Annotated in this window: 17 protein-coding genes and 2 pseudogenes; 8 read left to right on the forward strand and 11 right to left on the reverse strand. The window is 48.5% G+C overall.

The window, feature by feature from the left end; all coding sequences use genetic code 11:
• Positions 1-20: 20 nt before the first annotated feature.
• The 4 genes from SYNPCCP_RS10945 to SYNPCCP_RS10965 all read right to left on the reverse strand — a co-directional run bounded on the left by SYNPCCP_RS10945 (position 21) and on the right by SYNPCCP_RS10965 (position 8,114).
• Positions 21-515 (reverse strand): hypothetical protein, encoded by a 495-nt coding sequence (locus SYNPCCP_RS10945; RefSeq protein ID WP_010873291.1) that lies wholly within the window; start codon positions 513-515, stop codon positions 21-23.
• Positions 496-2,112: a uroporphyrinogen-III C-methyltransferase gene (cobA, locus tag SYNPCCP_RS10950; RefSeq protein ID WP_010873292.1), complete on the reverse strand. Its 1,617-nt coding sequence runs from the start codon at positions 2,110-2,112 to the stop codon at positions 496-498. Before cobA ends, SYNPCCP_RS10945 begins: the two co-directional genes overlap by 20 nt.
• On the reverse strand, positions 2,040-7,121 hold the full coding sequence (locus SYNPCCP_RS10955; protein ID WP_010873293.1) for a hypothetical protein: 5,082 nt from the start codon (positions 7,119-7,121) through the stop codon (positions 2,040-2,042). Before SYNPCCP_RS10955 ends, cobA begins: the two co-directional genes overlap by 73 nt.
• Before the next feature lie 408 nt (positions 7,122-7,529).
• A complete protein-coding gene (locus SYNPCCP_RS10965) occupies positions 7,530-8,114 on the reverse strand; it encodes a TIGR04376 family protein (RefSeq protein WP_010873294.1) in 585 nt (194 codons plus the stop codon).
• Positions 8,115-8,348: 234 nt separating this feature from the next.
• Here SYNPCCP_RS10965 and SYNPCCP_RS10970 point away from each other — a divergent pair, with 234 nt between their 5' ends.
• Both SYNPCCP_RS10970 and SYNPCCP_RS10975 read left to right on the forward strand, forming a co-directional pair.
• Positions 8,349-9,422, forward strand: a complete 1,074-nt coding sequence (locus SYNPCCP_RS10970) for a dynamin-like GTPase family protein (RefSeq protein WP_010873295.1) — start codon at positions 8,349-8,351, stop codon at positions 9,420-9,422.
• A gap of 75 nt (positions 9,423-9,497) precedes the next feature.
• Positions 9,498-10,514 carry an IS4-like element IS4Sa family transposase gene (locus tag SYNPCCP_RS10975; RefSeq protein ID WP_010872287.1) on the forward strand — a complete coding sequence of 339 codons (1,017 nt, stop codon included), beginning with the start codon at positions 9,498-9,500 and terminating at the stop codon, positions 10,512-10,514.
• Between the two features lie 147 nt (positions 10,515-10,661).
• Here the strand turns inward: SYNPCCP_RS10975 and SYNPCCP_RS16945 are convergent.
• Positions 10,662-11,421 (reverse strand): annotated as a pseudogene (locus SYNPCCP_RS16945) (IS5 family transposase).
• A 367-nt stretch (positions 11,422-11,788) separates the two neighbouring features.
• On the opposite strand from SYNPCCP_RS16945, the gene recO reads away from it, so the two are divergent.
• Positions 11,789-12,604: a DNA repair protein RecO gene (gene recO / locus SYNPCCP_RS10985; protein ID WP_010873298.1), complete on the forward strand. Its 816-nt coding sequence runs from the start codon at positions 11,789-11,791 to the stop codon at positions 12,602-12,604.
• 27 nt (positions 12,605-12,631) lie between these two features.
• Here recO and SYNPCCP_RS10990 read toward each other — a convergent pair whose 3' ends face one another.
• Positions 12,632-12,844: a hypothetical protein gene (locus tag SYNPCCP_RS10990; protein WP_010873299.1), complete on the reverse strand. Its 213-nt coding sequence runs from the start codon at positions 12,842-12,844 to the stop codon at positions 12,632-12,634.
• 227 nt (positions 12,845-13,071) lie between these two features.
• Here SYNPCCP_RS10990 and SYNPCCP_RS16950 point away from each other — a divergent pair.
• A pseudogene (locus SYNPCCP_RS16950) lies at positions 13,072-13,209 on the forward strand (transposase); the annotation flags it as partial.
• 63 nt (positions 13,210-13,272) lie between these two features.
• Here the strand turns inward: SYNPCCP_RS16950 and SYNPCCP_RS10995 are convergent.
• From SYNPCCP_RS10995 to SYNPCCP_RS11010, 4 genes are all read right to left on the reverse strand, one after another.
• Positions 13,273-13,947: a cytochrome b/b6 domain-containing protein gene (locus tag SYNPCCP_RS10995; protein WP_010873300.1), complete on the reverse strand. Its 675-nt coding sequence runs from the start codon at positions 13,945-13,947 to the stop codon at positions 13,273-13,275.
• Positions 13,948-13,989: 42 nt separating this feature from the next.
• Positions 13,990-16,302 (reverse strand): 1,4-alpha-glucan branching enzyme, encoded by a 2,313-nt coding sequence (gene glgB, locus SYNPCCP_RS11000; RefSeq protein WP_010873301.1) that lies wholly within the window; start codon positions 16,300-16,302, stop codon positions 13,990-13,992.
• A 224-nt stretch (positions 16,303-16,526) separates the two neighbouring features.
• Positions 16,527-17,297: an MBL fold metallo-hydrolase gene (locus SYNPCCP_RS11005; protein WP_010873302.1), complete on the reverse strand. Its 771-nt coding sequence runs from the start codon at positions 17,295-17,297 to the stop codon at positions 16,527-16,529.
• Positions 17,298-17,361: 64 nt separating this feature from the next.
• A complete protein-coding gene (locus SYNPCCP_RS11010) occupies positions 17,362-17,979 on the reverse strand; it encodes a hypothetical protein (protein ID WP_199303670.1) in 618 nt (205 codons plus the stop codon).
• A 211-nt stretch (positions 17,980-18,190) separates the two neighbouring features.
• Here SYNPCCP_RS11010 and SYNPCCP_RS11015 point away from each other — a divergent pair, with 211 nt between their 5' ends.
• Together SYNPCCP_RS11015 and pyrE are read left to right on the forward strand one after the other, a co-directional pair.
• Positions 18,191-18,811: a hypothetical protein gene (locus SYNPCCP_RS11015; protein WP_010873304.1), complete on the forward strand. Its 621-nt coding sequence runs from the start codon at positions 18,191-18,193 to the stop codon at positions 18,809-18,811.
• 100 nt (positions 18,812-18,911) lie between these two features.
• Complete coding sequence (gene pyrE, locus SYNPCCP_RS11020) at positions 18,912-19,508, forward strand: orotate phosphoribosyltransferase (RefSeq protein ID WP_010873305.1); 597 nt, start codon at positions 18,912-18,914, stop codon at positions 19,506-19,508.
• Positions 19,509-19,546: 38 nt separating this feature from the next.
• Here the strand turns inward: pyrE and yvcK are convergent, their stop codons facing one another.
• Positions 19,547-20,935, reverse strand: a complete 1,389-nt coding sequence (gene yvcK / locus SYNPCCP_RS11025; protein ID WP_010873306.1) for a gluconeogenesis factor YvcK family protein — start codon at positions 20,933-20,935, stop codon at positions 19,547-19,549.
• Positions 20,936-21,120: 185 nt separating this feature from the next.
• On the opposite strand from yvcK, the gene SYNPCCP_RS11030 reads away from it, so the two are divergent.
• Both SYNPCCP_RS11030 and SYNPCCP_RS11035 read left to right on the forward strand, forming a co-directional pair.
• On the forward strand, positions 21,121-22,722 hold the full coding sequence (locus SYNPCCP_RS11030) for a 2-isopropylmalate synthase (protein ID WP_010873307.1): 1,602 nt from the start codon (positions 21,121-21,123) through the stop codon (positions 22,720-22,722).
• A gap of 207 nt (positions 22,723-22,929) precedes the next feature.
• A complete protein-coding gene (locus SYNPCCP_RS11035) occupies positions 22,930-26,541 on the forward strand; it encodes an EAL domain-containing protein (RefSeq protein ID WP_223211277.1) in 3,612 nt (1,203 codons plus the stop codon).
• The last annotated feature ends 93 nt before the right edge of the window (positions 26,542-26,634 follow it).

A 26,634-nucleotide genomic window follows, 5' to 3' on the forward strand; every position in this document is an offset into this window, starting at 1 on the left:
CAAAAATTAACCTAAACAAACTAGAAATCCACCACCGCTTCCACCTTCATGGTGTTGTCAATGGTAGCCTGACAAACCACCTGGGCTGGGGTGGCCCGACAGTTCCCTGTGGCCTCCGTTAAAGTTTCGTCAACAATGCCATCTTCCGCAGTCCAGAGAAAAGTACCAATGACATTGTACTGATTGCTATTGATTTTGCCATTGACCAGTATGGGGTCGTCATTGTATTCCAGCACGAAAGAAAAACCCATGACATCGCCATCGTCGTAGTGGAAATTAATAGTGCCGTCCCCCTCCGTGATGGAAAGCTGATTACAGTCCATGGCCATTTCTTCACTGGGATCGGTGAGTTTGACTGAACATTGCTGAGCTGCAAAGGTGGTTTGGCTTTGGACACTTTCTTGAAAAATTGTCTCTTGGCTACGGACGACGGGGGCAAACAGCATCCCCCCCAAGGCGGCCATGGCCGCCATCAATGGCAATGGAGAGGCAAGGTCACGGATTTTGGTAAACATAATTAGTAATGGCCCCGGTTAGGCCTTCTAGGGTGTACTCCGTTGCTTCAATGTCCACCCGACCCAATTCCCGTAAACAGCGTTCGGAAGTTTGGGGGCCAATGGAAGCGATTTGGCAATGGTTAATTAGGGAACGCCAATCTTGGTAACCGTTAGCTTGGCTAGTCTGGGCCAACAGTTGCCGAAAATGGCTGACGGTTTTGGAACTGGCAAAGGTGATCACATCCACCGTTTGATTAACGATACTTTGCCACACTTCTTCGGGCATATGGCCAGGGCAGGCGGATTGATAGGAGGGGACTTCCGTAACCAAGGCTTGTTTTTGGCTCAATTCTTGGACTAATTGGGCCCGGCCACCACTTTCCACCCGGGGAAAAAGTATTTTTAGTCCTGCTGGGGAGTGGGGAAAATGTTCCACCAGGGCATCGGCAATGAAATCCGGGGGAATGAAATCTGGCTTGAGACCAAATTTTTCTAGGCTTTGGGCGGTCTTTTTGCCCACTACCGCCAACTTTAATCCCGCCAGGGCCCTACTGTCCAAACCGTGGTGTTGCAATCTTTGAAAAAAGAACTCCACCCCATTGGCGGAAGTCAGAATTAGCCAGTCAAAATCCCCCAACTTGGCGATCGCCTGGTCGAGGGGTTGCCAGTCCTTGGGGGGCACAATTTCCAGGGCAGCCATGGCTAAGACGGTGGCCCCTTGCTGGTGCAAAAGCTCGGTAAACTGGCTCGCTTGGTCGGCGGCCCTGGTAACCAGAATAGTTTTTTCGGTCAGGGGCAGGGGAGGCAAGGCGGGAATAATCCTTTGACTAACAACATCTCCAATGACAATTACCGCTGGGGCGAGGGACTGTCCTTGGGTTTTTTCCACCATATCAGCTAGGGTTCCTTCCCAGGTTTGCTGTTCCGGTCTGCCGGCATTTTTAATCACTGCCATGGGGGTGTGGGGAGATTTACCTGCTCGGACTAACTCATTGACCAACAACGACAAATTTTTGGTCCCCATGAGAATTACCAAAGTGGGCAATTGGGCCAGGGCAGGCCAAGGCCAACGGTGGGGATCATGGCCGTCCATGACAAAAAAACCCGCCCCGCTATCTTTGGCTGTGAGGGGAATGCTTGCTAGTCCTGCCCCGGCGATCGCCGAGGAAATTCCTGGTACTACTTCATAGGCACAATGGTGGGTCACTAGGGTTGCCAATTCCGGCATAATGCGGCCAAAAATCCAGGGATCACCGCTTTTCAGCCGTACTACCTGTTTGCCCCGTCGGTAATGGTCCACCAATAACTGATTAATTTTGGCCTGGGGAGTGCTGGGTTGTCCCCCCCGTTTGCCGACGAAAATTCGCTCACAATCTGGCGGCAGGAGATCAAAAAGCTCCTGGGACACCAAGGCGTCATAAATTACCACATTTGCCCTACCCAACACGGCGATCGCCCTTTGAGTCAGGTAGGCCACGGGCCCCAAGCCAGCCCCCATCAGATAAACTTTGGCTCTGGAATCTGTACTTAGCATTGTAAAAATTAGGTTACTTTCGCGCCGGGGCGATCGGCCGGGGACACCAAGGCATTGTGGGTGAGGTAGTTTTTCAGCCATTGTCCACCCTGGCTCAGGAGTTGGGGCAACGTTTTCACCGGCCAAAGCTTGGCCGTACCATCGGCGGAGGACGTTAAAACCCAGCGACCATCAGGACTAAATTCTGCTGACCGGACCCAATTGCCATGGCCCTCCAGGGTGAGCAACTCCCTTCCCGAAAGGTCCCAAAGCCTCGCAGTGCCATCGTTGGAAGCCGTGACGAGCATTTGTCCGTCAGGACTCCAATCCACAGTACCCACCAAACCTTGATGGCCGTATAGTACCGCTACCGTTTTACCACTGCGGTCCCAAAGCCTAGCGGTATGGTCGGCGGAGACGGTGGCGATCAAATTTCCCTCGGGGCTAAATCTGGCCTGGTAAACAATACTTTGATGGCCAGCTAAGGTTAATAGGGGGCGACCAAGGAAATCCCAGATCCGGGCGGTGTTATCCACGGAGGCTGTCAGTATGTAACGACTGTCGGCACTAAATTGAGCAAAATACACTGGTCCTTCATGGCCCCGGCATATGCCCACCTCCCGGCCGACAATTTCCCAGATGCCTGCAGTATTGTCATCCGACGCGGTAACAATGAATTGGCCGTCGGCACTAAACTCCGCCGCAAAAATATTTTTTTCGTAGTGCCTCAACACCGCTAATTCCCGGCCGGTATTATTCCAAACCCGTGCGGTGCCGTCTTTGCTGGCGGTGACAATGTATTGGCTATCGGGACTAAATCTCACATTCAACACCGCGTCCTGGTGCCCCCGCAGAACAGTCAATTTTTTGCCCAGTACATTCCAAAGTTGGGCAGTTTTATCCGCCGATCCAGTGACAATCCATTGGCCGTCCGGGCTAAATTGACCTTCCCGCACCCAGCCTTGGTGATCTGCTAACACGGCAACGCATTCCCCCTCTGTGGTCCAGAGACGGGCCGTTTTATCCCTGGAAACAGTCAACAGGCGATCGCCTTTGGGATTGAAATGGGCATTGCGTACCCAATGGCTGTGGCCAGTGAGGGTGATGGTATCTTTTTGGGAAATGTCCCATTGACGGGCGGTTTGGTCGGCGGAGACGGTGAAAACAAAGCGACCATCAGCACTAAAATCAGCGTCGTAAACTTCTTTTTGGTGGCCCCGCAGAATGGTGAGCAAAGTGCCTTCCTTAGTCCAAAGTCGGGCCGTATTGTCGGTGGAATAGGTGACAATTTTTTGGCCGTCAAGACTGAAACGGGCTCCATGGATATTGTGGTCATGGCCCCGGAGGGTGCCCAAGCATTTGCCATGGCGACTCCAAACCCTAGCGGTGCCGTCACTAGAAGACGTGATGATGTGCTGGCCATCGGGACTCCAAAGGGCATTGTTAACCCAGTTTTGGTGCCCTTTTAAAACAGCAAAACATTGACTACTCAGATCCCACAACCGGGCAGTGCCATCGGCAGAACAGGTCACAATCCATTGGCCATCGGGGCTAAATTGGGCATTGCGGACCCAACTGGTATGCCCCTGGCAGAGGCCAATTTCCCGACCTTCTAGATCCCATAACCGAGCCGTGCCATCCCGCGAGGCAGTGAGTAAAATCTGTCCATGGCAATTGAATTCAGCATTGCGGACCCAGTCGGCGTGGCCCTGGCAGAGGGTGAGTTGTTCCCCAGCAAAATTCCAAATGCGTGCAGTGTTATCTTGACCACTAGTAACTAAAAACTGATGATGGGGACTAAAATGCACACTCCTCACCCAGTCTTCGTGGCCCCTGAGGGTTGCAACTTCTTCCCCATGGCGTTGCCAAAGTTTAACGGTGTGGTCGGCAGAAGCGGTGGCAAAGTATTGACCATCGGCACTCCAGTCCAATGCCGTAATGGCTTCTTGATGTCCCCGCAAAACGTTAATCAGTTCGCCGTGAAAAGACCAAAGGTAAGCGATGCCATTGGTGGTGGCGGTGAGCACTAAGGGGGGAGTGTTTTCCATGGAAGGGCTAATGCGCAGAACCGTAACAGGCCCCTCATGGTGGCAACGGTTACATTCATTAATCCGAGCCAAAATGCTGTGGAGAGAAAGCCAGGGAGCCAGGCTGGGATATTGCACCAGAGGGGTTTCCGGTGTGACTAATTTTTGTAAATCCTGCCCAGTTTTGACCGCCGCCAGCAGAGCCTCTAGGGGATAGACGAGAAATTGTTTGAGAATAAACTGGCATTGCTTTTCCAGGTTGATCCCAGCCACTAATTTTTGGTATTGCAATTGGGCCGCTTTCAATTTTTGGGCGACCACCTGTTCCTCTGCACTGGAGCCGGCCTCCAACTCTGCGATCAAATCCTCGTTGCCCTGTTGGCGATCGCCAGGGGATGGGGCGATTAAATTAGGATTGGATTTACTACCGCGGCGGCCAGCATTAATCAGTGCGGGGGTAGAAATAACGGCACTTTTCCCCTGGAGAGCATGGGCTAAATGAGTCGTACTGAGACGGTAATAGGGTAATGTGGCCTGGGAAATCACAATGATTAATCTGCCCCGGAGCAATAGGGTCAGCAGTAACTGCAATTGCTGAATGTCTTCTTGGGCAAACTCCGGCGGGTTATCCGCGGCCGGTTCAGGGGCAGAATAGAGCGCGGCTAGTAACTGATATTCGGTTTTGAGACAAAGAGCTTGCTGTCCATCGGCCAGGCTTTTGAGTAACTGCAAGGCCTTTTTGAGCAGATGGGGGGGTAAAAAAGCCAAATAGGTTTGCACAGCCAAGGTCAACCATTCATCTAACTTTTTACCCTGGTAATCCGCTGACTTAGTTACCTGCTCCTGTTCCAAAACGGTTCCCAACAGTTGCAAATCAATGGGATGGAGCCAGGGCTGCTGTTCTCCATTGCCTTCCATGGCTAGATCTCCCAAAAACTGGGACTGTAGGCTTGGGGGCCACGGATGGCGGCATTGGGCCATGGCTTGGGTTAGCCAATTCTCGGCCTGCCCTAGGGTGGGGGGAGAGAGAGTTTGGTATTGCAGGGGGGGCAGGGAATGTTCTTCCCCCAGTTGTCCCTTCAACTCTTCATAGAGGTCGGCGATCGCCGTTGGGGGCACAGAAATTAACAAACGCACACCCTGGGACGGACTGGTGGTCAATAGCCATTGCCACAGTACTTGGGCCAATTCCTGCTGACGTAGGGAAGGACTTTTTTGCCAAGGTAGGGAGCCGTTTTCTCCGTCCAATACCAACAGCAAGTCCAAAATTGGTAGAGCTTGCAGGGCAGACACCAACTCCGGGGTTGTAGCTTGCCCCAAGGAAGGCAGACTAAAGCTTTCCCCTAGGTGGACCCATAACTTTTCTGCCCAGTGGGGAGTAAAATCCACCAAAAGCACCCGCTCCGGGGACATTTGTTGCAACACTTCCCCCGCCAACCAAGAAGTTTTGCCCACCCCCGGCTCCCCCGTTAGCACCAAAACTGGCGTGGGCTTTTGTTCCCAGACCTTTTGCAGGTCCTGCCAAGTAAGGGAAACCATCGTTTTTGACTGCACAGCAGACCGAGCCTCCGCCCCACCTCCCAACATTTTTTCTGGTGCTAGGGGATGGCGGCAAATGCGTTGTTCTGGCCAACAGGGAAGGGGCTTTGGACCAATGAAGGCCCGCTGACCTAAACGGTATTCCCTGGCTTGATATTCCTGGTCAATGGCCAGGGCCGCCAGCCAATCTTCCAACTGCAAGTAACACTCCCTTAATTCCACCAGAATGGCTAAGTATAGCCGGGGATTATCTTCAAAGGACACCAGGGTTTGGGCCTGGCGCAGAGTCATTAAGGATTCCCTAATCTGGTCATTGGCTAACTGTACCCGACCGGCAAGGTAATGCAAATTTGCCAAGCAGGGGCGATAATCCCGCTCTTCAACCTGCTTAGGCCTGGTTTCAAAGGCTCTTTTTAAAGCTTCCTTGCCCTCATCAAATTTCCATTGCTCCACCAAGGCTTCACAAAGGTAACTGTGGGCTAGGGAAATTAGCCCCTGTAATTCCAATTCGGTCCAAAGCTTTTCCTGATTGCGCTCCGGGGTGGTGTCTGTGGCGGCAAAGGGGGAAAGTTGATAGAAAAAAATCAGGCTGTTTTCGGCGGCCTGCCGCAGTTGCTCCCAGTCTTCTAGTCCTCGCAGGATTTCTCCTAATAGGTTGAGGGTTTCCCCATGGGTGAAGTGCCATTGCTGGTTTTCCAGGGCGGCGATCGCCGTTTGGGCATAATTGCGGGTTTGTTGCCAAAGTTGATGGCCGCGACTTTTTTCTCCGTAGGCTTGGAGTAGGAAAAGATAGCCCAGCCGCAGACTCAGCCAAATAATTGCCTCCGTATCTCCCAGCAGTTCCCAGACATCCAAACTCTCCCGATAGTGGCACTGGGCCTGTTTTCGGCCCATTTCTCCCCGGCTTTCCCGCGCTAAACCCTGGAGAAGGGATAATTTCGCCTGCAGAAGGCTAATCGGTTCTAGTTCGAGGTTTTGTTTTTGGTCAACAATTTCGGCCAACCAATGGGGTAAATTGACCAGCATTTCCTGGCGTTTCTCCGGAGCCAATGGTGATGGTTCTAACCACACACACTGCCAGAGTTCATCGGTGCACTGCTCCAGATCCCCCACCCCCAGGCGCAGATCTAACCAATGGCTTTTGCCGTCCAAGAAAGTCTGTAGGCCGCGAAAAGCTTCTTCAATGGTGGGGTCAACTAGTACGATCCAATGGAAATGTCTTTCTCCGCACCGTTGTTGTTTTCCCAGGGCTAATTGGGTTAAAAAAGTTTGGGGATCGGGCTCTTCCGTCAAGCCGGTGATCAGGATAACATGCCCCGTAAACTGCTCCCATTGTTGCAAAACCCTAGCCAGTTGCTCCTTTTCCCCCGCATCAAAAATTAAGACGTCACCGGCGATCGCCGTTGTGTACCAATCTTCCACCCACGTGAATTGACCAGCTAGGCAAAAGTAAAGGTTATCCTGGATCGCTGGTTGCCCAACCCGGTCAGCGAGGGATTGCAAAAGTTCTTGTTGCTGGGTGAGGCAAGATAACATAACAGTCATCGGTGTGAAGTTAGTACAATTATGGGCAGGGAAAAGCCTATTCGACCTGTAACATTTTGCTTAATTGACGGTGGGCACTGTGACAAGACTGGGCAAGCCTAGTCAAAAATAGCGAGGAAAGCCCTAGGCGTTAGCTTCAATTCTAGTGACAATATGTCAGCGTTGACACTGCCAGGGACGGGGATAGGGGGGACTAAATCACCACTAATAACCCGGCTCATTATCCCGAATTTGCCATCAAACCAGGCGGCAAAGTTTTTACCAAACAAATTCGGGCGGCTTTTTCCGCATTTCATCTCTGACAAAAATGGCTGGGCTGTATATTTTTCTCTTTACTACCAAGGCTTTGGCTACCTAACTAACCATCTCTGGTCACATTTGCCACAGTCAATTCTAAGAACAAGAAAACTATTTAGTGGCGTTGCGTTTTAAGCGTTCCAATTCCTTTTCCAATTCCCACTTTTTAAATTCCGCTTCCAGGGGGTCTAACTCCCGGCGATAGGTTTCCCCGGTACTGCCTTGATTCCAGCCCATGGTGTCCGCCGCCCTTCTTTGGGCCTCGGATGCTTTTTGCTCGGCGGCCATTTGTTTAGCCTTTTGTTGTACTTCCTTTTGCCGTTGCTGAATTTCCTGGAGCAAACTTTGGGCTTGGCTAATCCGTTGTTCTGTCCCCACCCTTTGTCCCCACACCTGATTGCCCTGACGCAGTAAGGTAGCTTCCCTTTCCTGGGCCCTTTGGGCTAAATCTTCTCGGCCAGCAGCTTTAGCCTGTTGAATGCGGCTATGCCAAGCCTGAATATCCTGAGCTAGGTTGAGAATCTGGGCTTCTTGATCTTGTTTTTTCCGCTGTAAATCTGTCAGTAGGCGGCGAGCGTCGGCTTCCTGTTCTTTCAACTGTTCCAACAGAGCTTCCAACTCCAAATGGGGGTTGTTCTGTAAAAACTCTTCCAGACGGTCTTCTAAAAAACGGCCGACATCGTCAAACAAGCCCATTGCTACAATCTTCCCAAAAATCTAGTAGGTGCCTTAAAAGCTTTGTCCTACTCCAAGATACCTTGTTTTTTCTTCCCCCATCGCTGGGAATTAACCAAGCTCCTGACTCTTTTTTGGCGATCGCCAAACTTCATAAAAATTCATGTACCAAAGATACTTTTCCCTAAAATCTGAATTATCCTGATAGGCAAACTCGGTTAAGTCTGAGCTTTCCGGCGTTAGAACAGGTACACGATGAATATTGAAGCTAAGCTAAGTCAAGCTCGCTCCTGGCTGGATGAATTGGGTAATGCCATTTCTGATCTGGTGGGGGTTGCGTCAGAAGTATTTGAGGATGAGAAGCTCAAGCAGGATTTGGCAGATTTTCGCCGAGCCTATGATCAGGCAGTGCTGGATTTGGCTAATCCGAGTTTACGTATTGCTATGATCGGCACAACTTCTTCGGGAAAGTCAACGATTGTTAACGCTTTAATTGGCCGACGGATTGCGCCTATTGAAGCGGGGGAGATGAGCGGCGGTGTTTTACGGATTAAACATGGTGAAGGCAGTCACTTAAAGATTGAGGAAACGGAGGGCGCAGTCTGGGAAACGGGAGAATGGTCAGGTTTGAGCGATGAGGAAATTTATAACCGCATCCATCAAGTCATGCAGAAGTACCATGAGACTAAAAAAAGGAAAATTTACATTTCACCTCAAATCGAAGTTAGATTACCACTTTTACCTGGTTATGACAGAGCATTATCAGGTTTACCTGAAGAACTAGCTATTGAATTTGTTGATTTACCAGGATTAAAATCTATCAAAGATAGCAAAAATCTTAAAGTAATCCAGTCTTTAGTTGGAAATGCTTTCTGTCTTGTTGCTCTTGATTATTCTCATGTAGATGAGGAGCATAGGCAAGTTTTATTAAATGAGCTAAAAGACGTTGTTGAATATCTACATGGCTCTACTGAATCAATGATTTTTATACTTAATCGAATTGATCGTCGAAGCTCTGATGATTTTCCACTAAATAAACGCGTAAATCTATTGAAAGATGAAATTAAATCAACTTTAAAACTGTCTAGTAAGCCATATATTATGCCGTTAAATGCTCTTCTTTTATATAATGCTCAATGTGCTTGGGGATATAATTTTACTGATAATTCTTTAAATTGTCATGAGAAATTTAAATCTGACTTTATAAAAAATCTTTTAATAAAAAGTTCTGAAATCATACAAATAAAAGCCCTGGAAAGTGAAGATATTAAGCTTTTTTCGTGGTTTACACATCTTAGTTTATCATTTGCTCAGAAGCAGAAGTGTTGAACGATAGTTATAAAGAGAAAAAAAGCCCTTTAAAATGATAGAATAAAGGGCAGAAATATTAGAATAATTGAAGAGATGATATCAAATTTTGGACATATTGTCAAAACTTATCTATCTAATTTTCCTAAAGATGACTACCCAGTATTAGACACATTTAAGTTTGTGAGTATCTGGTTAGGATTAGTGTTAGACCAGAGCCAGACAAGCATGAGGAGTATGTTTAAAAGACTGAACTTACGAGGAGAGACAGTCGATATATCTACATTCTCAAAGGCAAGCAAAAAAAGGGATGTAGGAGTTTTTAGAGAAATAATATTTTCCTTAAAAAAGGAATTGTCGAAAAGGAAGGAAATTAAGCAGGGAGAATTAGAAATATTTCCTCTCGATTCAACCATTGTCAGCATAACTAGTAAGTTGATGTGGAACCTTGGATTTCATCAGGTAAAAGTATTCAGTGGGATTAACTTATCAACAGGGATTCCGGGGGGAATAGTAATTCACTTTGGACAAGGTCATGATAATAAATATGGGAATGAAACAATAGAAGAGACTCCAGAAAATGGAGTAGCAGTAATGGATAGAGGATTTTGTGACTTACAGAGAATCAAGAGATTACAAAAGGAGAATAACAAATATCATGTATTAAGAATAAAGAATAATATAAAGCTAGAAAAATTAGCCAATGATAACTATATGGTTGGAACTGGAAAGAATAAAATAGAGAGTAGAGTGGTAATATTCACCCATGATAATTCAGAGTTTAGATTGGTTACAAATTTACCTATAGAAAGTAAAGAAATAGAAGGAGTTAGTGATGAAAAAATAGCAGAAATTTATAAAAAAAGATGGCAAATAGAATTGTTATGGAAATTCTTAAAAATGCACTTAAAGCTGAATAGACTGATTGCCAAAAATGAGAATGCAATTGGGATTCAAATCTATACCTGTATAATTGCTTATTTAATACTAAAATTACTGGTAATCCCAAAAGAAGCAGGTACAACAATGTTAGACAAACTACGTTATTTACAGGCTTTCATGTGTGAAAAAATAAGCTATGTACACTGGCTAAGGGAGTTAGCACTAAGGTGATGAATTTGCTTTGCTGTAGGATTATTCTGTCTATTTTTAGGTCGTACATAAGTGCGATTCAACGATTCTGGATCAAGTGGTACATGATAATTTTTCAACTAGCTTAGTTTATGCGAACGGGTTGCAAGAATGTGGAGAAATGTCGTCTTAGAATATGTTTGAAAAGTTCAAGGCAAGCTTTCGGAGCATGAGATGGAGCATGGCAACATGAATCATTGTCTCACTGGTGGTAGGTAAATATTCATAATCCTTGCTTAAACGACGGTAGCGACCAAACCAAGCAAAGGTACGTTCAACAACCCAACGTCGAGGCAAAACCTCAAAACCCTTTTGTCCATCCTTTTTGCTGACGATTTCCAAATTCTAGCCAAAGGTCTCATTAACCCAGGCAGTAAAATTCTTACTGCCAAAAGTGCTATCAGTCCATATCAATTGCAGGCACTGCCATAGAGGAGCAAACCAAGTACCGAGTAGAGTAAGACCTTGGTGGTCTGAGCGATGAGCGCTGTGAGCCACAACGTCGAGAAGTAATCCCATGGTATCCACGAGGATTGTACGTTTACGACCATTGACCTTTTTTCCACCGTCATAACCACTTTCTTGTCCAGCGCCAGCCTTTCTTACTGACTGTGAGTGAGTCCAAACAACCAGCACTAGGGTTGGCATTTCTTCCGGCCTTAAGTCGAATCTTCTTTCTGAGGATGTGATTCAATTTTTTCCAGGTACCGTCTTCCTGCCACTGTCGGAAATAACCATAGACTGTTCGCCATTTGGGAAAATCATGGGGTAGAAGTCGCCAAGCACAACCCGCTCTGAGCATGTAAAAAATGGCATTAAGCACTTCCCTCGGATTAGTTTTCCGTTTTCTTCCCCCACTTTTTGCTTGGGGGAGATTGGATTCTACCAATTGCTACTGGCTATCACTGATGTCGCTGCTGTAAAATTCTCTCAGTATCATTACGGTGAAAATTCTATATTCTTCACCATTTTTCCCAATTATGCCGACTTTTCAAACACGCTCTTATATGCGACAGGGAGGAGAAGCACCATCTTGTTATGTTGGCGATCCTAATCCATCCGAGGCATTTGACTTAGTTTTAGAATGTAGGGCTTCTATACCGGATTGCTACGTTGTCAGTTAATTTAGACTAGACAAACACAATCTAAATAGTCTGGAAGTTATTTTTCGATTTTTGCAAAAATGACACTTTCTCCTAAAATTTCGTTGCTATCATATAGTTTAGAGAACTGGCAGAGAATAACCAGAAACTAATTTGAGCCGTACTTATCAAACCCTAGGCATTGTTGTGAAAGGTATGGCCTTTGGGGAATCTGATCGCCTAGTGACCATTTTCTCGCCGGAGTATGGTTTGATCCGAGCCATTGCGCCGGGGGCTAGAAAACCAAAATCTAGTCTCAGGGGTCGCACCGAACTATTTGTAGTTAACCAATTTCTGCTATTTGCGGGAAAAAGTTTGGACCGTATCAACCAAGCGGAAACCCAATATTCCTACCCTGGCCTGGGGCAAAATGTTTGTAATTTGGCGGCGGGTCAGTACTTAATCGAGCTAATCCTGGCCCTCGGGACAGAGGCCAGTGCCCAAACATCCCTGTATGAACTGTTTACCGAACATCTACGACGGTTAGAAACGGAAGCCACAGTGGAAAATATCTATGGCCATCTAGCCCAAGCATTATTCCATTGCCTCGGGGCAGAGGGCATTGCCCCCCAATTTCATCACTGTGCCATCACGGCCCAAACTATTAGTCCCAATTTTTACGATCGCCAATGGCGGGTGGGCTTTAGCCCAGAATTGGGGGGCATTGTCGATCTTCGCAGTTCTAGGGACATGGGCCCCATTCCCCAAATGCGTCGCTTAACAGCTATGGAACTAAGTTTATTGCAACAACTCAACCAACCTGCCCTACCGGACCCCCAACAGTATCTACCAGTGATCGCCAGGAAAAATTTTCGCCTCTGGGATTGGGTAAAAGCGGAAAATCTGATGCGCTACTATGCCCAACGTCAATTGGGAAAAAGCTTCCGGGCCGCTGTTTTACTAGATAGCATGTGGGAGGTGGATTTTTAGCGTACCTTTCCTCCCCTTGAAGCCCAATTAGTCAATATCAATGCTTTGGGGGCGATTATCCTGGGCTGTTTGATTGATATCTGCCCCGGAAAAGTCCGTTACCCCTTGCTTTTGTAACCACTTTTTCAGCGGATCATCGGTCAATTTTAGCCGCAGCACACCAGACACAAACCCCCCAGCAAAGGCGATCGGCTGTTGACAAAGTTCACGGGTCACTGGCTTAAGTTCTTCAAGAAACATGGGCGTTAGCTAGTAAGGTTCAATGGGCGAAAAATTTCGAGACAGTCAGTACCCGCCATTATACCCAATTAGCCTATGGCTAAGTTTGGACAAATACAGCCAAAATCCTTGACCGATGGGGCTTTTTTCCGGTAATCCCTTGGCTTTTCCTGTTGAATATCAATTCCAAAGTGCTCCTGAAACCAGGAAAAACATCAACTAAGTCCATTCGCCATCTTTCTTTGTGACGTTGGGTTGTTGAAGGTACTTTTGCTTGGCTTGGTCGCTATCGTCGTTTGAGTAAGGATCACGAATATTTACCTACGACCAGTGAGACGATGATCTATGTTTCCATGTTCAATCCCATGCTCCGAAGGCTTGCCTAAAACTTTTCAAATGCCTTCTCAATGGTTATGGCCGCCTCCCAAACCTGGGGTCATCCAAACGCATCAGGCAAAGGCTGGCATAATCAGGGCAAAAACTAATCCGGCTAACACTAACCAGCGGAGCCATTGCAAACTTTTGGACGATAGTTTCCAACGAAAATCCCGGAGCCATTGTTGGGGATTATCTTTAGCTCTGCGGCCCCAACTCACCATTGATCGCCAGAGGGCAATGCCACCAACTTTGGCACTGAATAGTAAATGAAATGCTAAACAAAGGACGACGATCAACCAGCCCAGGAGATGGAAAAAATAGGGCAGATGGTTGAGTTCTCCTTGGGGTAACCAACTTTCCTGCATCATGCGCCCGCTCACCACCGCCACAGTTAAGGCCACCAGCATGAGGGTATTAACCAATTTCTGCCACGCCACCCAAAAGGCCGGAGTGCCCGGTTGCTGTAACTGCTCCCAATTTTGATCAGACCATAAACGGCGATCGCCAAGGTGAAAGCAGTAGAGGGTAAAGGGAAACATGAGCAAAAACAGTGCCAAAGCCCCTGTGCCATGGAGATCCTGGGTGTAGTAGGGTTTCGGCAACGGTAAAGATCCCCAGCGGCCGTCGTAGGTGTTGTAAACCCAAAAGCCACTGGCGATCGCCAACAAAGTTAACAAAGCCATGGCCCCATGGAGGAGCCGCAACACCAGGGATTGATAGGGACTAGTGGGACTGGTGGAGGACATAATAAAAGTCGGAGATGAGAAAATTATCGCTAACTCAGTTATCTAAGCTATGTTGCTAGCCTCTTCCGCTGGCACAGTATTTTCCTCAGCATTTTGGCTTAGTTTTAATACCAACACCGATAGGGGCGGTAAACATAAATCCAACGAGTAGGGTTGTTCATGGAAAGACCATTCTTCTGTCCATTTTCCACCTAAATTGCCCATGTTACTGCCGCCGTACTGTCGGGCATCACTGTTGAATAATTCAGTGTAGAAACCAGGTACCGGAACACCCACTCTGTAATGGCTATGGGGTTGGGGCGTAAAATTACAAATGGTAACCACAAATTCTGCGCTATTTTTGGCCCGACGAATGAAGGAAACTACACTGTGGCGATTATCACTGCAATCAATCCATTGAAAACCCGATTCATCAAAATCATTGCTGTATAAAGCCGGCTCATTTTTATACAAATGGTTCAACTCAGTGAAGAATTGTTTTAGTTGTTGATGGGGTGGAAAATTGAGCAAATGCCATTCCAAATCACCCCACACATTCCACTCACTCCACTGGCCAAATTCCATGCTCATAAACATGGTTTTCTTGCCGGGATGGGTGAACATGTAGGTGAATAAAGCCCTGACGTTGGCATACTTTTGCCATTCATCCCCAGGCATTTTGCCCAACATATTGCTTTTGCCGTGCACTACTTCGTCGTGGGACAGGGCCAACATATAATTTTCGCTGTGGTTGTACCACATACTGAACGTAATGCTGTTTTGATGGAACTGGCGGAACCAGGGGTCCATGCTGAAATAGTCCAACATGTCGTGCATCCAACCCATATTCCATTTCAGATTAAAGCCCAAGCCGCCAACGTAGGTGGGCCAGGACACCATGGGCCAGGAGGTGGATTCCTCCGCAATGGATAAAATACCGGGGAAGTAGCTGTAAACAACGCTGTTTACCTGGCGCAAAAAGTCTGCCGCTTCCAAGTTTTCCCGGCCGCCGTACTCATTGGCCACCCATTCCCCTTCTTCTCGGCAATAGTCTAGGTAGAGCATGGAGGCCACCGCATCCACCCGCATGCCGTCAATGTGATATTTGTCGAACCAGAATAGGGCATTGGCCACCAGGAAGTTCCGCACTTCGTTCCGGCCGTAGTTGAAAATGAGAGTGCCCCATTCCTTATGTTCACCTTTGCGGGGATCACCATGTTCGTACAAATGGGTTCCGTCAAAAAAGGCTAGGCCATGGCCGTCCTTAGGAAAATGCCCCGGCACCCAGTCAATGATCACACCAATGCCGTTGAGGTGACATTGATCGACAAAATACATAAAGTCTTCGGGACTGCCAAAGCGGGAAGTGGGGGCGTAATAACCAGTCACTTGATAACCCCAGGAGCCATCAAAGGGATGTTCGGCGATCGGTAGTAACTCAATGTGGGTGTAACCCAATTCCTTCACGTAGGGAATTAGTTTATCCACCAACTCGTAATAGGTTAAAAATCTGGCCCCGGTATTCCATTCGGACACTTCTACCGGCACCCCTTCCCCGTGCAAAGTTTTCACCGGTTCGTCGTAGGCAGTGTGCAACCAGGAGCCTAAATGGAGTTCGTAAACGGAAACGGGTTTGCTCAGGGGATCGCTGGTGCGCCTAGCTTCCAACCAATCTTCGTCGTGCCATTGGTAACCGTCCAAGTCTGCCACAATGGAAGCGGTTTTGGGGCGTACTTCTTGGTAAAAACCGTAGGGGTCAGTCTTTTCGTAGATGTGCCCTTCCCAGTTTTTAATCTCATACTTATAAGAAGTGCCCACCCCCAACTCAGGGATAAATAATTCCCACACCATGTTGTTGCGTTTCCGCATTTGGTGCAATCTGCCGTCCCAGTTGTTGAAATCCCCCAAAATGGAAACGTTGCGGGCATTGGGGGCCCACACAGCAAAATAAACCCCTTTAACTCCATCCACCGTCATCAGGTGAGCACCGAGTTTTTCGTAAATACGGTGGTGGTTGCCTTCCCCAAACACATGGAGGTCAAAATCCGTCAGTTTGGGAGTTTTAAAACCATAGGGGTCATAAATTACCCTTTCGTGGCCATTTTCGGTAATTCTTAATTGATAATTCTTCGGTTCTTCCAACTCCAACACGCATTCAAAAAAGTTGGGATGGTGGACCGTGGTCATAATCACTTCCCGGCGATCGGTGGGAAGCAACACCGTTACCGCTTCAGCCGTGGGTAAATAGGCACGAATGACCCATTGATTGACCTTGCCGTGGTCCCCGAGGGGATGGCAGCCCAACACTTCAAAGGGATCGTGGTGAAGATTATGGACAATCTGATGGACTTGGTCAGCGTTGATGGTGTAGGTCATTCGGCTATGGTGATTTTTTGACGTTGGCAATACTGCAAGGGGTTTGCCCGCCCAAAGCTAGGGGAAGACAACTTGCTTCGCTGGTAATCTTCCTACTCCTGGCTATGACTGCGGAGAAAGGATTTTGATTCAAGTTAAACCTACTTTATACACTTTTTTGCAGTTTTCCCTGGCTCACTGTATTTATCAAGCATCACACCGCACAGTGATTTGAACATTCCAACCTAGCCAACGGTGGATTGGGGCACATTGAGGGGCACTCCCACCTGGGGTTCCCATAGGGAAGCTTGTATCCCTTCGTCAATTAGGGACTGGCGAAATTGACTGAGATCGCCGTCTAAACGTAAAACTTTAGTTAGTAAACCGCTATAGTTCAATTCTGCGGCTCCAGAGGTGGGGACGATCGCCTGGGGATGGACAGTGCGACAAAGCTCCAGGGTGGTTTTCTGGCCATTGAGCACCGGCAGGAATCCGAGGATATTGATGCCAATGACGGGGGTTAAAACCACATCAATGGGCCCCAAGTCTTGCAGTTGGGGAGAGTGGAAACCGTGGGGTTCGTAATAGAGTTTGGTGCTGGTTTGTAGATCCGTTAACACATAGGCATTTTCCACCAGGGTGGGGCCAATGGGGGAACCGGGTAGAGCAAGGATTTCCACCCGGTCGTTAAGCACAAATTTTTGGTTATGGGGTAGACCTGTTACTGTTTCATAGCCCAACTCGGTGGCAACTTCAGCGGCTTTGGGGGAACCAAGAACAGGCCAACTTTTGTCCAATTCTTTCAATGTGGGGGGATGGGCATGGTCTTCCAAACCCTGGGAAAGCAAAATTAGGTCAATGTTTTCCGGAATTGCCAAGGGCTGGGAGCGAAAACCCCGAAATAACCAGGGCGTATTGCCAAAGGTTAGGTCCCCCACCAACCAAGGATCAAGCAAAATTCTCTGTCCGCCCATCTCAATTAGCCAAGAGTTGCTGTCGTACCAGGTGAGTTCCATAACCAATTTCTTCCCTGCTGATCGTTCCTCCCTATTGTAAACGATTGTAAAGAGGGGCTAGGTTTCAGAATAAAAGAACGGAGGAATTATTTGCTGGGCAAGTTGCTGGGTTGGCGATCGCCGTTGGGGGCCAAGCCTGAAAGCGCCAATGGAAAAAGGGCGGAAAAAAGGGGGAGAATTGCCAATTCATTGACCAAACGGTGGGGGGCATATCCCCCGCTAGACAATGGAAAACTAATCTATCCCACAGTAAGGTTTCCGCCACCAACCGACTCCCCCAATGGGTAATTTGGGCCCATTGCCGCTGGGGACAGTTAACTAAGCACAGACTGTTGCCCACATAGTTGTCGCTAGAAGCCATTAACAATAGACTTTCCCCCATTTCAAAACAATTAAATTGTCCTGGTTGCCAAGCCAACAGAGGGGTTTTATCGCCCGGAGCTAGATATTCCGTTACCCCAACCCCTTGAACGTTAAAGCTAGGAATGGGATTGGTTAACTCGGGGCCTTGTTTGACTGAGCCTTGGAATGTGCCCCGCAGTTGGCTACCGTCATTGAAGGTGTAGATCCATTGCCACGGCTGGGGAGATGGGGCGCTTTCCGTTGGGCGGCTCAAGTTAACGTTAATGGCGATCGCCAAGGGGGAAATGGAGAAACCTGCCCGATAATTTGCCCTGCCCATGATCTTCACCTTCCCCTACACCTAGGGATGATTACTCAGTGCGGTTATCTCCAGCTTATCGGTATTGCGCCTCTCTTGGGTGCCATACACTGAAGAGTCCGTCTTTTACCCAGTTACTAAACCCTTGTTGGAAGCTTTTAGCAGCGATAATTTTCTCTAAATGGTCTGAACTAAACTGGAATTATTCGCCGCTTTAATTTCTCCTAATGTCATGCCTAGAATTTCAATTATTCGGCCTGAGCAAAGTTACACTTTTTCTGATTACTTCAAACTTAACTTTGCACCCCAAGACATTCTGAGGCATTTTGGTGTCACTCTCCAACGTCAATCCCTCGATCTTCCCCAGTATTTAGGGCCCCTTAACCGTCTGGGTGACCTCAAGACTCGCCTGGAAGAAAGCTTACCCCGCCTCAGCCTCACCAGCGAAATGGCAAGGAGAGAATTTCTCATTGCTCCAGTGTTGACCGATGTTCTGCACTATACCCACGCAAACCTGGACGTTGAGTATCCCATTGTGGTTAGTAATCAACTAAAAGGTTCACTGGATTATCTACTACAAAATGATCAAACTTTCTTGGTAGTTGAGGCAAAAAATGAGGATTTGGAACGGGGTTTTGTTCAGCTTGCCATTGAATTGATCGCCCTTGACCAATGGATAGAGTCAGACCAGTCCGTCCTACAGGGGGCAATTTCCACGGGTAATATTTGGCAATTTGGCCAACTAGACCGGCAATCCCGTTGCGTAACCCAAGACCTTGACCTTTACCGCGTCCCAGCGGATCTTGAACATCTCCTAAGAGTTCTGGTGCAAATCTTACGACCAGTAAGCTAGGCTCAAACATTCCCATGGCGGACTATTTTTGTGTTCAGTTTTTCCTGGGGCCTTACAATCAAGGGCTGATCCTTCGTTACAAAACCACCAAAATTCTTTTATGACCGATTTGACCCTGGCCGCTCTCAAAACTGCCCCCCTAGCACAAGTACGCCAATATTTACTCCATCTGTTGGCCACTCATGCCTACAAGGAAGGAGATTTTATTCTTTCCTCCGGTCAACCCAGCACTTACTACATCAACGGTAAATTGGTCACCCTGCGGGCGGAAGGGGCCTTGGCGATCGGGCGATTGCTGTTGACAGAGTTGCCAGACCAAGTGGAAGCGGTGGCCGGGTTAACCCTAGGGGCAGATCCCATTGTCAGCGCTGTTAGTACGGTGTCTGCCTACGAAGAAAAACCTGTGGTCGCATTAATCATTCGTAAAGAAGCCAAGGGCCATGGCACCAAAGCCTACATTGAAGGGCCAGAGTTAGCTCCGGGAACAAAAGTGGTGGTGTTGGAAGATGTGGTCACCACCGGAAAATCCGCCATGCTAGCGGTGGAAAGGTTGCGGAATGCGGGCTACCAAGTTGACACAGTTATTTCCTTAGTCGATCGCCAACAGGGAGGCCGGGAATTTTACCAAAGCCAGGGTTTGACGTTCCAAGCGCTATTCACCATCGGTGATATTCAACAGGTTTACCGGCAGAAGTAGAATTTTTGGAGCTTGTGCTTAGAATCCCAATCCCCAACTTACTGACCGCCATACCAGCGCATTAATACCCGGGCTAAGCGTTGGGGGTCATGGCGTACCTGATGGCTTTTTTCATCCTCCTGCATCACATTGGCTAGCACAATGCGGCAACCCTTTTCGATCACTGCTTGCCGGTCCAGGTAAACGGGATGGGAATTTTCGGCGGCATATTTTTTCAACACCGGGGCAGAAGGGGGATTTCTCTGCACCAGCACAGCATCGTAGAGCCTTGCCGAAGAGACTTGATCGATCGCCGTTAAATGGTCTGAGACAGTGTAATTATCCGTTTCCCCTGGTTGGGTCATCACATTGCAGATATAAATGCGGGGCACCTTGGCCTTGGCGATCGCCGTTTGAATTTCGGGAATGAGCAAATTAGGCAAAATGCTGGTGTATAAACTGCCCGGGCCAATGATGATATAGTCGGCCGCTTTAATGGCCTTGAGCACCGCTGGCAAAGCCTTAGGGGATTCTGGTAAACAACCGATGCGCCGAATGCGTCCTTGGGCTTCAGGGATATTGGATTCCCCCTCCACATAGCGCCCGTCCTCCATTTCTGCCCACAATTTGACATCGTCCAGGGTGGCTGGCAACACCTTCCCCCGCACCGCTAAAACCTTCGAGCAGGCGATCGCCGCCATTTCCAAATCTCCGGTAATTTCCGCCATGGCAGTGAGGAACAAATTACCAAAACTGTGGCCCGACAGCCCATCCCCAGCTTTAAAACGGTATTGAAACAACTCTGTTAATAACTTTTCTTCGTCCGCCAGGGCCCCAATGCAATTGCGAATATCCCCTGGGGGCAACATACCCATTTCCCGTCGTAAACGCCCGGAGGAACCACCGTCATCGGCCACGGTAACAATGGCAGTAATGTTAGCGCTGTAATGTTTCAAGCCCCGTAAAAGAGTCGATAAGCCCGTACCTCCCCCCACTACGACAATTTTAGCCCCCTTATTAAGGCGACGGTGGGCCAGTAGCACGTCCACCAACTCCTGGTCGTTATCCGGTTGCAACACCTCGGAAATAGAACCAACGGTGCGACTTTGACCCCAAAAGACAAAAAATAGTCCCAAGGCCAAAATCAGGGGCCCAGAAACATAGTTGGGCAAAAGATTGGTCAAAAACCCCAGGGTATCGGAAACAAATTCCGTAATGCGAAAAATGGGGGTCAACTTAACCCAAATGGCCAAGCCCAAAAACATTAAAGTCAAACCAACGGCGCTGATCACCATCCAACGTTTGACAAACAGTCCCGGAGCCATCCATTTGAACCAGCGGTTAACCCTGGGGGAGGTGTGCTGGGAAACCCGATCGCCAAACTTCCGTTGTTCGGTTTTCAACTTGCGCATGGCGGACTTAGCGGACTTAAAGCGGCTATGGCTCATGGGCTAGGGAAGCAGAGGGGGAGAAGAAAGGGCAATGGGACGATAAAGCAAATTACTCCTTAACGCATTAAGGGGAAACCAATCGCTACCGATTTTACCTCTTCAAAGTATGCCAACGTCTAAATAGACAAGATACAATCAGAATCTATCTGTGTCTTTTTCACCCTTGAAAAGGTGCGTTTATTATGAATAGTCCTGTTGATCGTATTTTGATTTTCGACACCACGCTTCGCGATGGGGAACAGTCCCCCGGAGCCACCCTGACCGTGGAAGAAAAACTATCGATCGCCAGGGCTCTAGCCCGTTTAGGGGTGGATATTATCGAAGCGGGTTTTCCCTTTGCTAGCCCCGGGGATTTTGAGGCGGTGCAGAAAATCGCCCAAACGGTGGGTACGGAAAATGGGCCAGTAATTTGCGGCTTAGCTCGGGCCACCCAAAAAGATATCAAAGCAGCGGCGGAAGCGTTAAAACCAGCGGCTAAACACCGTATTCACACCTTCTTAGCTACGTCGGACATTCACCTGGAGCATAAGTTAAAGAAAACCAGGGCGGAGGTGTTGGCGATCGTGCCGGAAATGGTGGCCTATGCCAAATCCTTAGTGAATGACATTGAGTTTTCCCCGGAGGATGCCGGGCGCAGTGATCCCGAATTTCTTTACCAAGTGTTAGAAGCGGCGATCTCCGCCGGAGCCACCACGATCAACATTCCCGATACGGTGGGTTACACAACCCCGGCAGAATATGGGGCTTTAATCAAAGGTATTGCCGATAACGTGCCTAACATTGACCAGGCGATTATTTCCGTCCATGGCCACAACGATTTGGGCTTAGCGGTGGCCAATTTTCTGGAAGCGGTGAAAAATGGGGCTCGACAACTGGAATGTACCATCAATGGCATTGGCGAACGGGCTGGTAATGCGGCCTTGGAAGAATTGGTCATGGCTTTACATGTGCGCCGCAGTTACTTCAATCCCTTTTTAGGTCGCCCCGCCGATTCCACCGCACCTCTGACCAACATTGATACCAAACATATTTACGCCACTTCCCGCTTGGTGTCGGAGTTAACGGGGATGATGGTGCAACCCAATAAGGCCATTGTTGGCGCTAATGCCTTTGCCCATGAATCCGGCATTCACCAGGATGGGGTGCTAAAAAATAAGCTCACCTACGAAATCATGGATGCGGAATCCATCGGTTTAACCAATAACCAGATTGTGTTGGGTAAACTCTCCGGCCGCAATGCCTTTGGTACTCGCTTAAAGGAATTGGGTTTTGACCTGAGCGATACGGAATTAAATAACGCCTTTATTCGCTTTAAGGAAGTGGCGGATAAGCGTAAAGAAATTACCGATTGGGATTTAGAGGCAATCGTTAACGATGAAATTCGCCAACCCCCCGAACTCTTCCGTTTGGAACGGGTACAGGTTTCCTGTGGTGAGCCTTCGGTGCCCACCGCTACCCTAACCATTCGTACCCCGGCTGGCCCAGAAGAAACCGCTGTGGCGATCGGTACGGGCCCGGTGGATGCAGTGTATAAAGCTATTAATCAGATTGTGCAATTGCCCAATGAGCTGCTGGAATATTCCGTCACCTCCGTCACCGAAGGCATTGATGCGTTGGGTAAAGTGAGTGTGCGTCTGCGCCATAACGGGGTGATCTACACCGGCTATGCGGCCAACACGGATATCATTGTCGCCTCGGCCCGGGCCTATCTGGGGGCATTAAACCGTCTTTATGCTGCCCTGGAGAAATCCCGGGAGCATCCCCCCGTCGTCGCTTCCCTTTAATGGCCCGGTGACAGTTACGCCAGGCTAAGTCGGATTAATTGGTAGCAAACATCACAATTTGTTGCTAAACCCCCTCCCATCCCCATGGACAAGGGAGGAAAGACCTATAATTTGGCCATGATCCCCGGGGATGTTGTGACTCCGGGGACGCCTTTTTTCGCTCAGATGCCTTGGATGAACATTTGGTCTCGTTTCAAGTTTCCCCCGATGCCATGGTGGGTTGCTAAACAAAGAAGCTTGGGGGGATTATCCCTGACTCCTAGTTTGTGGGAATTGGAACGGGACAACCAAGAACGTAAACCCACCGCCACTAATTTGGAGCATCGACAACAGCGGGAAATTGACCAACTCAAACGGCAGTTACTGGAAGCGGAACAAGCGAAGGAAAAATTAGCCCGGGAATTAGCCCAACATCAGAATTCGCCGTCCCAACCCCCGCCTCCCGTTTCCGGTTTGCAAACGGCTTTAGCTCGCCTGGGACAGTGGGGCATTCTCAGCCGCGATTTATATGGATTTTTTGATCAAGCTACGGAATTGATCCGCACTGCCTTGGGGGTAGATTACTGTGGCCTTTGGGAACTTTTGCCCAATCGCTCTGCCCTGGTCCTTTGCGCTGGGGATGGTTGGGACAAGGCCTTGGTGGGCAACTATACCATTGATGCCACCAATCGTTCCTATGCCGGCTATACCATTCAACATAATGGCGATCGCCGGATGGAAGATTATGAACCTATTGTTGAACTAGATTTGAGGATAAGTACTAAGTTTCGGGCTTCCCCTTTACTGCATAACCTTGGTATTGTCAGCGGCATAAATTTAATGGTAGCGGGGCCCCGCACCGCATTCGGAGTTTTGGGGGTTTATAGCCTCACTGCCCGTAAATTTACCGAAGAAGAAATTGAATTTCTCAAGGTAGCTAGCCATATCCTTGCCGCGGCCATTGATCGCCAGGAATACGAAGAGAGATTATTACTGTTACAACAGGCGATCGATGCCAGCTCCAACGGCATTTTGATCACCGATGCCCTGGGCTCAGACAATGCGGTAGTCTATGCTAACCAAGGTTTTGAAACTATTACCGGTTTTAATCGGGAGGAAGTGATTGGGCAAAACTGTCGTTTTCTACTCAATGAAGACCGCCAAGGGGAACAAAATAAACAATTAGAAAAACTCCGCACGGCGATCGCCCACGGCCAGGAGTGTGAAGTAGTTTTGAAAAACTATCGCAAGGATGGCGCATCTTTTTGGAATCATTTATACCTTTCCCCCATCTATAACCAGCAAAATTTCCTGGTTAATTTCATCGGTATTCAAACCGATGTTACCCAACAAAAATTAGCAGAGCAACAGCTACGGGCCAGTGAAGAATTCTTCAGTAGCATGATTGTCACCATCACCGATGGGCTATTAATTGTTGATCAAGAAGGCATTATCCAATTTGTCAACCCCGCCGCCAGGGAGATGTTCAAACGACAGGAAGGCGAACTGCTCCAGCAACCCTTTGGTATTCCTTTTGTGGCGGATCAAGCAACGGAAATTACCCTTACCCCCCTCGATGGCAGCATGGTGGTGGCGGAAATGCGGGTGTCTCCCATTCATTGGCAAAAGGGTAAAGCCTTTTTGGTTTCCCTGCGGGACATTACAGAACAGCACCAAGCCCGTCTAGCCCTGGCAGAAAGTGAGAAAAAATATCGTTATATAGTCGAGCTGACTTCTGAAGGCATTTGGATTTTGGACCAAGACCAACAAACTACCTTTGCCAACCAGCAATTGGCAGATATGTTGGGTTATTCGGTGCAGGAAATTTTAGAGAAAAACATTACTGCTTTTGTCCTTGTCATTCACCATTTACCAGAGTCCCAAAATAGTCACCAAAAGACTTTGCAATCTTTCCCTCGCTGTGTGTTACCCAACCATGGTCAGGTTTACGATGTCCAGTTCCAACGGCGAGATGGCAGTGTGCTCTGGGGTTTGGTGTCCCGCAGTGCTTGGTATGACCAATGGGGCAATTATCGGGGGGAACTGGCCATGCTAACGGACATCACCAAACGGAAATCCGCTGAGCAGGCCCTGTCCGCTAGTGAGCAACGCTTGGAGGGAATTTTGGGCTCCATTCAGGATGTGGTTTGGTCCGCCGATGCGGTCAGTTTTGCCACCCTTTATCTCAATCCCACCACGGCCATGGTCTATGGTCAATCCCTAGAAGTCTGTTACCAGAGCCAAAATTTTTGGTTTGAACAGGTCCACCCTGGCGATCGCCTTTTGCTGGAATATCACTTGCAATTGTTGATGGAAAAGGACCAGACGGAGTTGGAGTATCGCATTGTCCAACCGGGGGGCAAGGAGCGATGGCTATTTCGCCGTAGTCAATTAGTGCGGGATGGCGAGCATCAACCCCTACGCATTGACAGCATTGACAGTGACATCACCGAGCGCAAATTGGCGGCGGAAAAACTCCACTACAACGCCAACCACGATTCCCTGACGAATTTGCCCAATCGATCAATGTTTCTCGATCGCCTGGGCCATGCTCTGCAAAGAAATTTGCGTCGTCGGGATTTAAGATTTGCGGTGCTATTTCTGGATTTAGACGGCTTTAAAATTATCAACGATAGTTTGGGGCACAGTTGTGGGGATTTACTGCTCCAGGGCATTGCCCATCGTCTGCGCCAATGTTTGCGGCCAGAAGATACGTTAGCGCGTTTGGGGGGGGATGAATTCACCATGTTGATTGAAAACATCACCTGTCCCGAAGACGTGATCGCCGTGGCCCAAAGAATTCACCAGGAACTGCAAAAACCGTTTAACTTGAACGGCCAGGAAATTTTCACCAACACCAGCATTGGCATTGCCCTTAACCATCCCCACTATGGCCATCCCCAGGATGTTTTGCGGGATGCAGACACCGCCATGTATCGAGCTAAGGCCGCAGGTAAGGGCCGCTACGCTATTTTCAACCAGACCATGCACCACCATGCTGTGCAGAGGCTCCAGCGGGAAAATGACCTACGGCGAGCCATCGATCGCCAGGAATTGCAGTTACATTATCAACCGATTGTCTGTCTCAAGACTGGACAGTTACAGGGGGTTGAGGCCTTAGTGCGCTGGCAACATCCCGAAGAGGGTCTGATCCTACCCGAAGAATTTGTGGCGATCGCCGAGGAAACGGGCTTAATTGTGCCCATGGGGGATTGGATTCTCTGGGAAGCAAGCCGACAAATACTAGAACTTAAACAAAGTTTTCCCCAATTGTCCCATCTTCAAGTCAGTATTAACGTTTCCAGTCGGCAATTACGGGACCAACGGCTACTAAAAACAGTGGATGAAATTCTGTCCAGCACGAACCTGGCCCCCCAGGACCTCAAATTAGAAATTACCGAGAGTTTATTGATCGATAATTTGAACTTGGCCGCTGATGTACTGAAAAGTTTAAGGCAAAGAAATATCCAAATTTCCCTCGACGATTTTGGCACGGGCTATTCCTCCCTCAGCTACCTGCACCGCTTTCCCATTAACACCATTAAAGTGGACCGCTCCTTTGTGAACACCATGGAGCCCAACAACCAAAACACTGCCATTGTCCACACCATTGTGACCCTGGCCCACACCCTCGGATTAGACGTGATTGCCGAGGGCATTGAAACGGAACGGCATCTAACCCAACTCCATTGGCTGGGGTGCGATGCAGGGCAAGGATATTATTTCGCCCGGCCTATTCCCTCAGAGGATTTGCTAGATTTTTTAACCATCCAAATACCCCGTTGGTCTGTGCCCGCTGTGACAGAATGCCATGGGGATAGGAAAGAGCCATTTTCCTGAAAATAGTGACAAAATAACGATTTTTTACCGGGGATGAAGTAGCCTTTGTATGTCGGCGACCAGTCGGCTCAGCTTTCCATTTTCTACATAGGT

It is taken from the genome of Synechocystis sp. PCC 6803 substr. PCC-P (assembly GCF_000284455.1).
Lineage (GTDB): Bacteria > Cyanobacteriota > Cyanobacteriia > Cyanobacteriales > Microcystaceae > Synechocystis.

Bases quoted from the DNA above. Each gene is read 5' to 3' on its own strand.
- SYNPCCP_RS11030 (WP_010873307.1), top strand. From the start codon at position 21,121: ATGAATAGTCCTGTTGATCGTATTTTGATTTTCGACACCACGCTTCGC.
- SYNPCCP_RS10975 (WP_010872287.1), top strand. From the start codon at position 9,498: ATGATATCAAATTTTGGACATATTGTCAAAACTTATCTATCTAATTTT.
- glgB (WP_010873301.1), bottom strand. From the start codon at position 16,302: ATGACCTACACCATCAACGCTGACCAAGTCCATCAGATTGTCCATAAT.
- SYNPCCP_RS10990 (WP_010873299.1), bottom strand. From the start codon at position 12,844: ATGTTTCTTGAAGAACTTAAGCCAGTGACCCGTGAACTTTGTCAACAG.
- SYNPCCP_RS11005 (WP_010873302.1), bottom strand. From the start codon at position 17,297: ATGGAACTCACCTGGTACGACAGCAACTCTTGGCTAATTGAGATGGGC.
- SYNPCCP_RS11015 (WP_010873304.1), top strand. From the start codon at position 18,191: ATGCCTAGAATTTCAATTATTCGGCCTGAGCAAAGTTACACTTTTTCT.
- SYNPCCP_RS10970 (WP_010873295.1), top strand. From the start codon at position 8,349: ATGAATATTGAAGCTAAGCTAAGTCAAGCTCGCTCCTGGCTGGATGAA.
- SYNPCCP_RS10965 (WP_010873294.1), bottom strand. From the start codon at position 8,114: ATGGGCTTGTTTGACGATGTCGGCCGTTTTTTAGAAGACCGTCTGGAA.
- SYNPCCP_RS10955 (WP_010873293.1), bottom strand. From the start codon at position 7,121: ATGACTGTTATGTTATCTTGCCTCACCCAGCAACAAGAACTTTTGCAA.
- pyrE (WP_010873305.1), top strand. From the start codon at position 18,912: ATGACCGATTTGACCCTGGCCGCTCTCAAAACTGCCCCCCTAGCACAA.
- cobA (WP_010873292.1), bottom strand. From the start codon at position 2,112: ATGGCTGAAAAACTACCTCACCCACAATGCCTTGGTGTCCCCGGCCGA.
- SYNPCCP_RS10945 (WP_010873291.1), bottom strand. From the start codon at position 515: ATGTTTACCAAAATCCGTGACCTTGCCTCTCCATTGCCATTGATGGCG.
- SYNPCCP_RS11035 (WP_223211277.1), top strand. From the start codon at position 22,930: ATGCCATGGTGGGTTGCTAAACAAAGAAGCTTGGGGGGATTATCCCTG.
- SYNPCCP_RS11010 (WP_199303670.1), bottom strand. From the start codon at position 17,979: ATGGGCAGGGCAAATTATCGGGCAGGTTTCTCCATTTCCCCCTTGGCG.
- SYNPCCP_RS10995 (WP_010873300.1), bottom strand. From the start codon at position 13,947: ATGTCCTCCACCAGTCCCACTAGTCCCTATCAATCCCTGGTGTTGCGG.
- yvcK (WP_010873306.1), bottom strand. From the start codon at position 20,935: ATGAGCCATAGCCGCTTTAAGTCCGCTAAGTCCGCCATGCGCAAGTTG.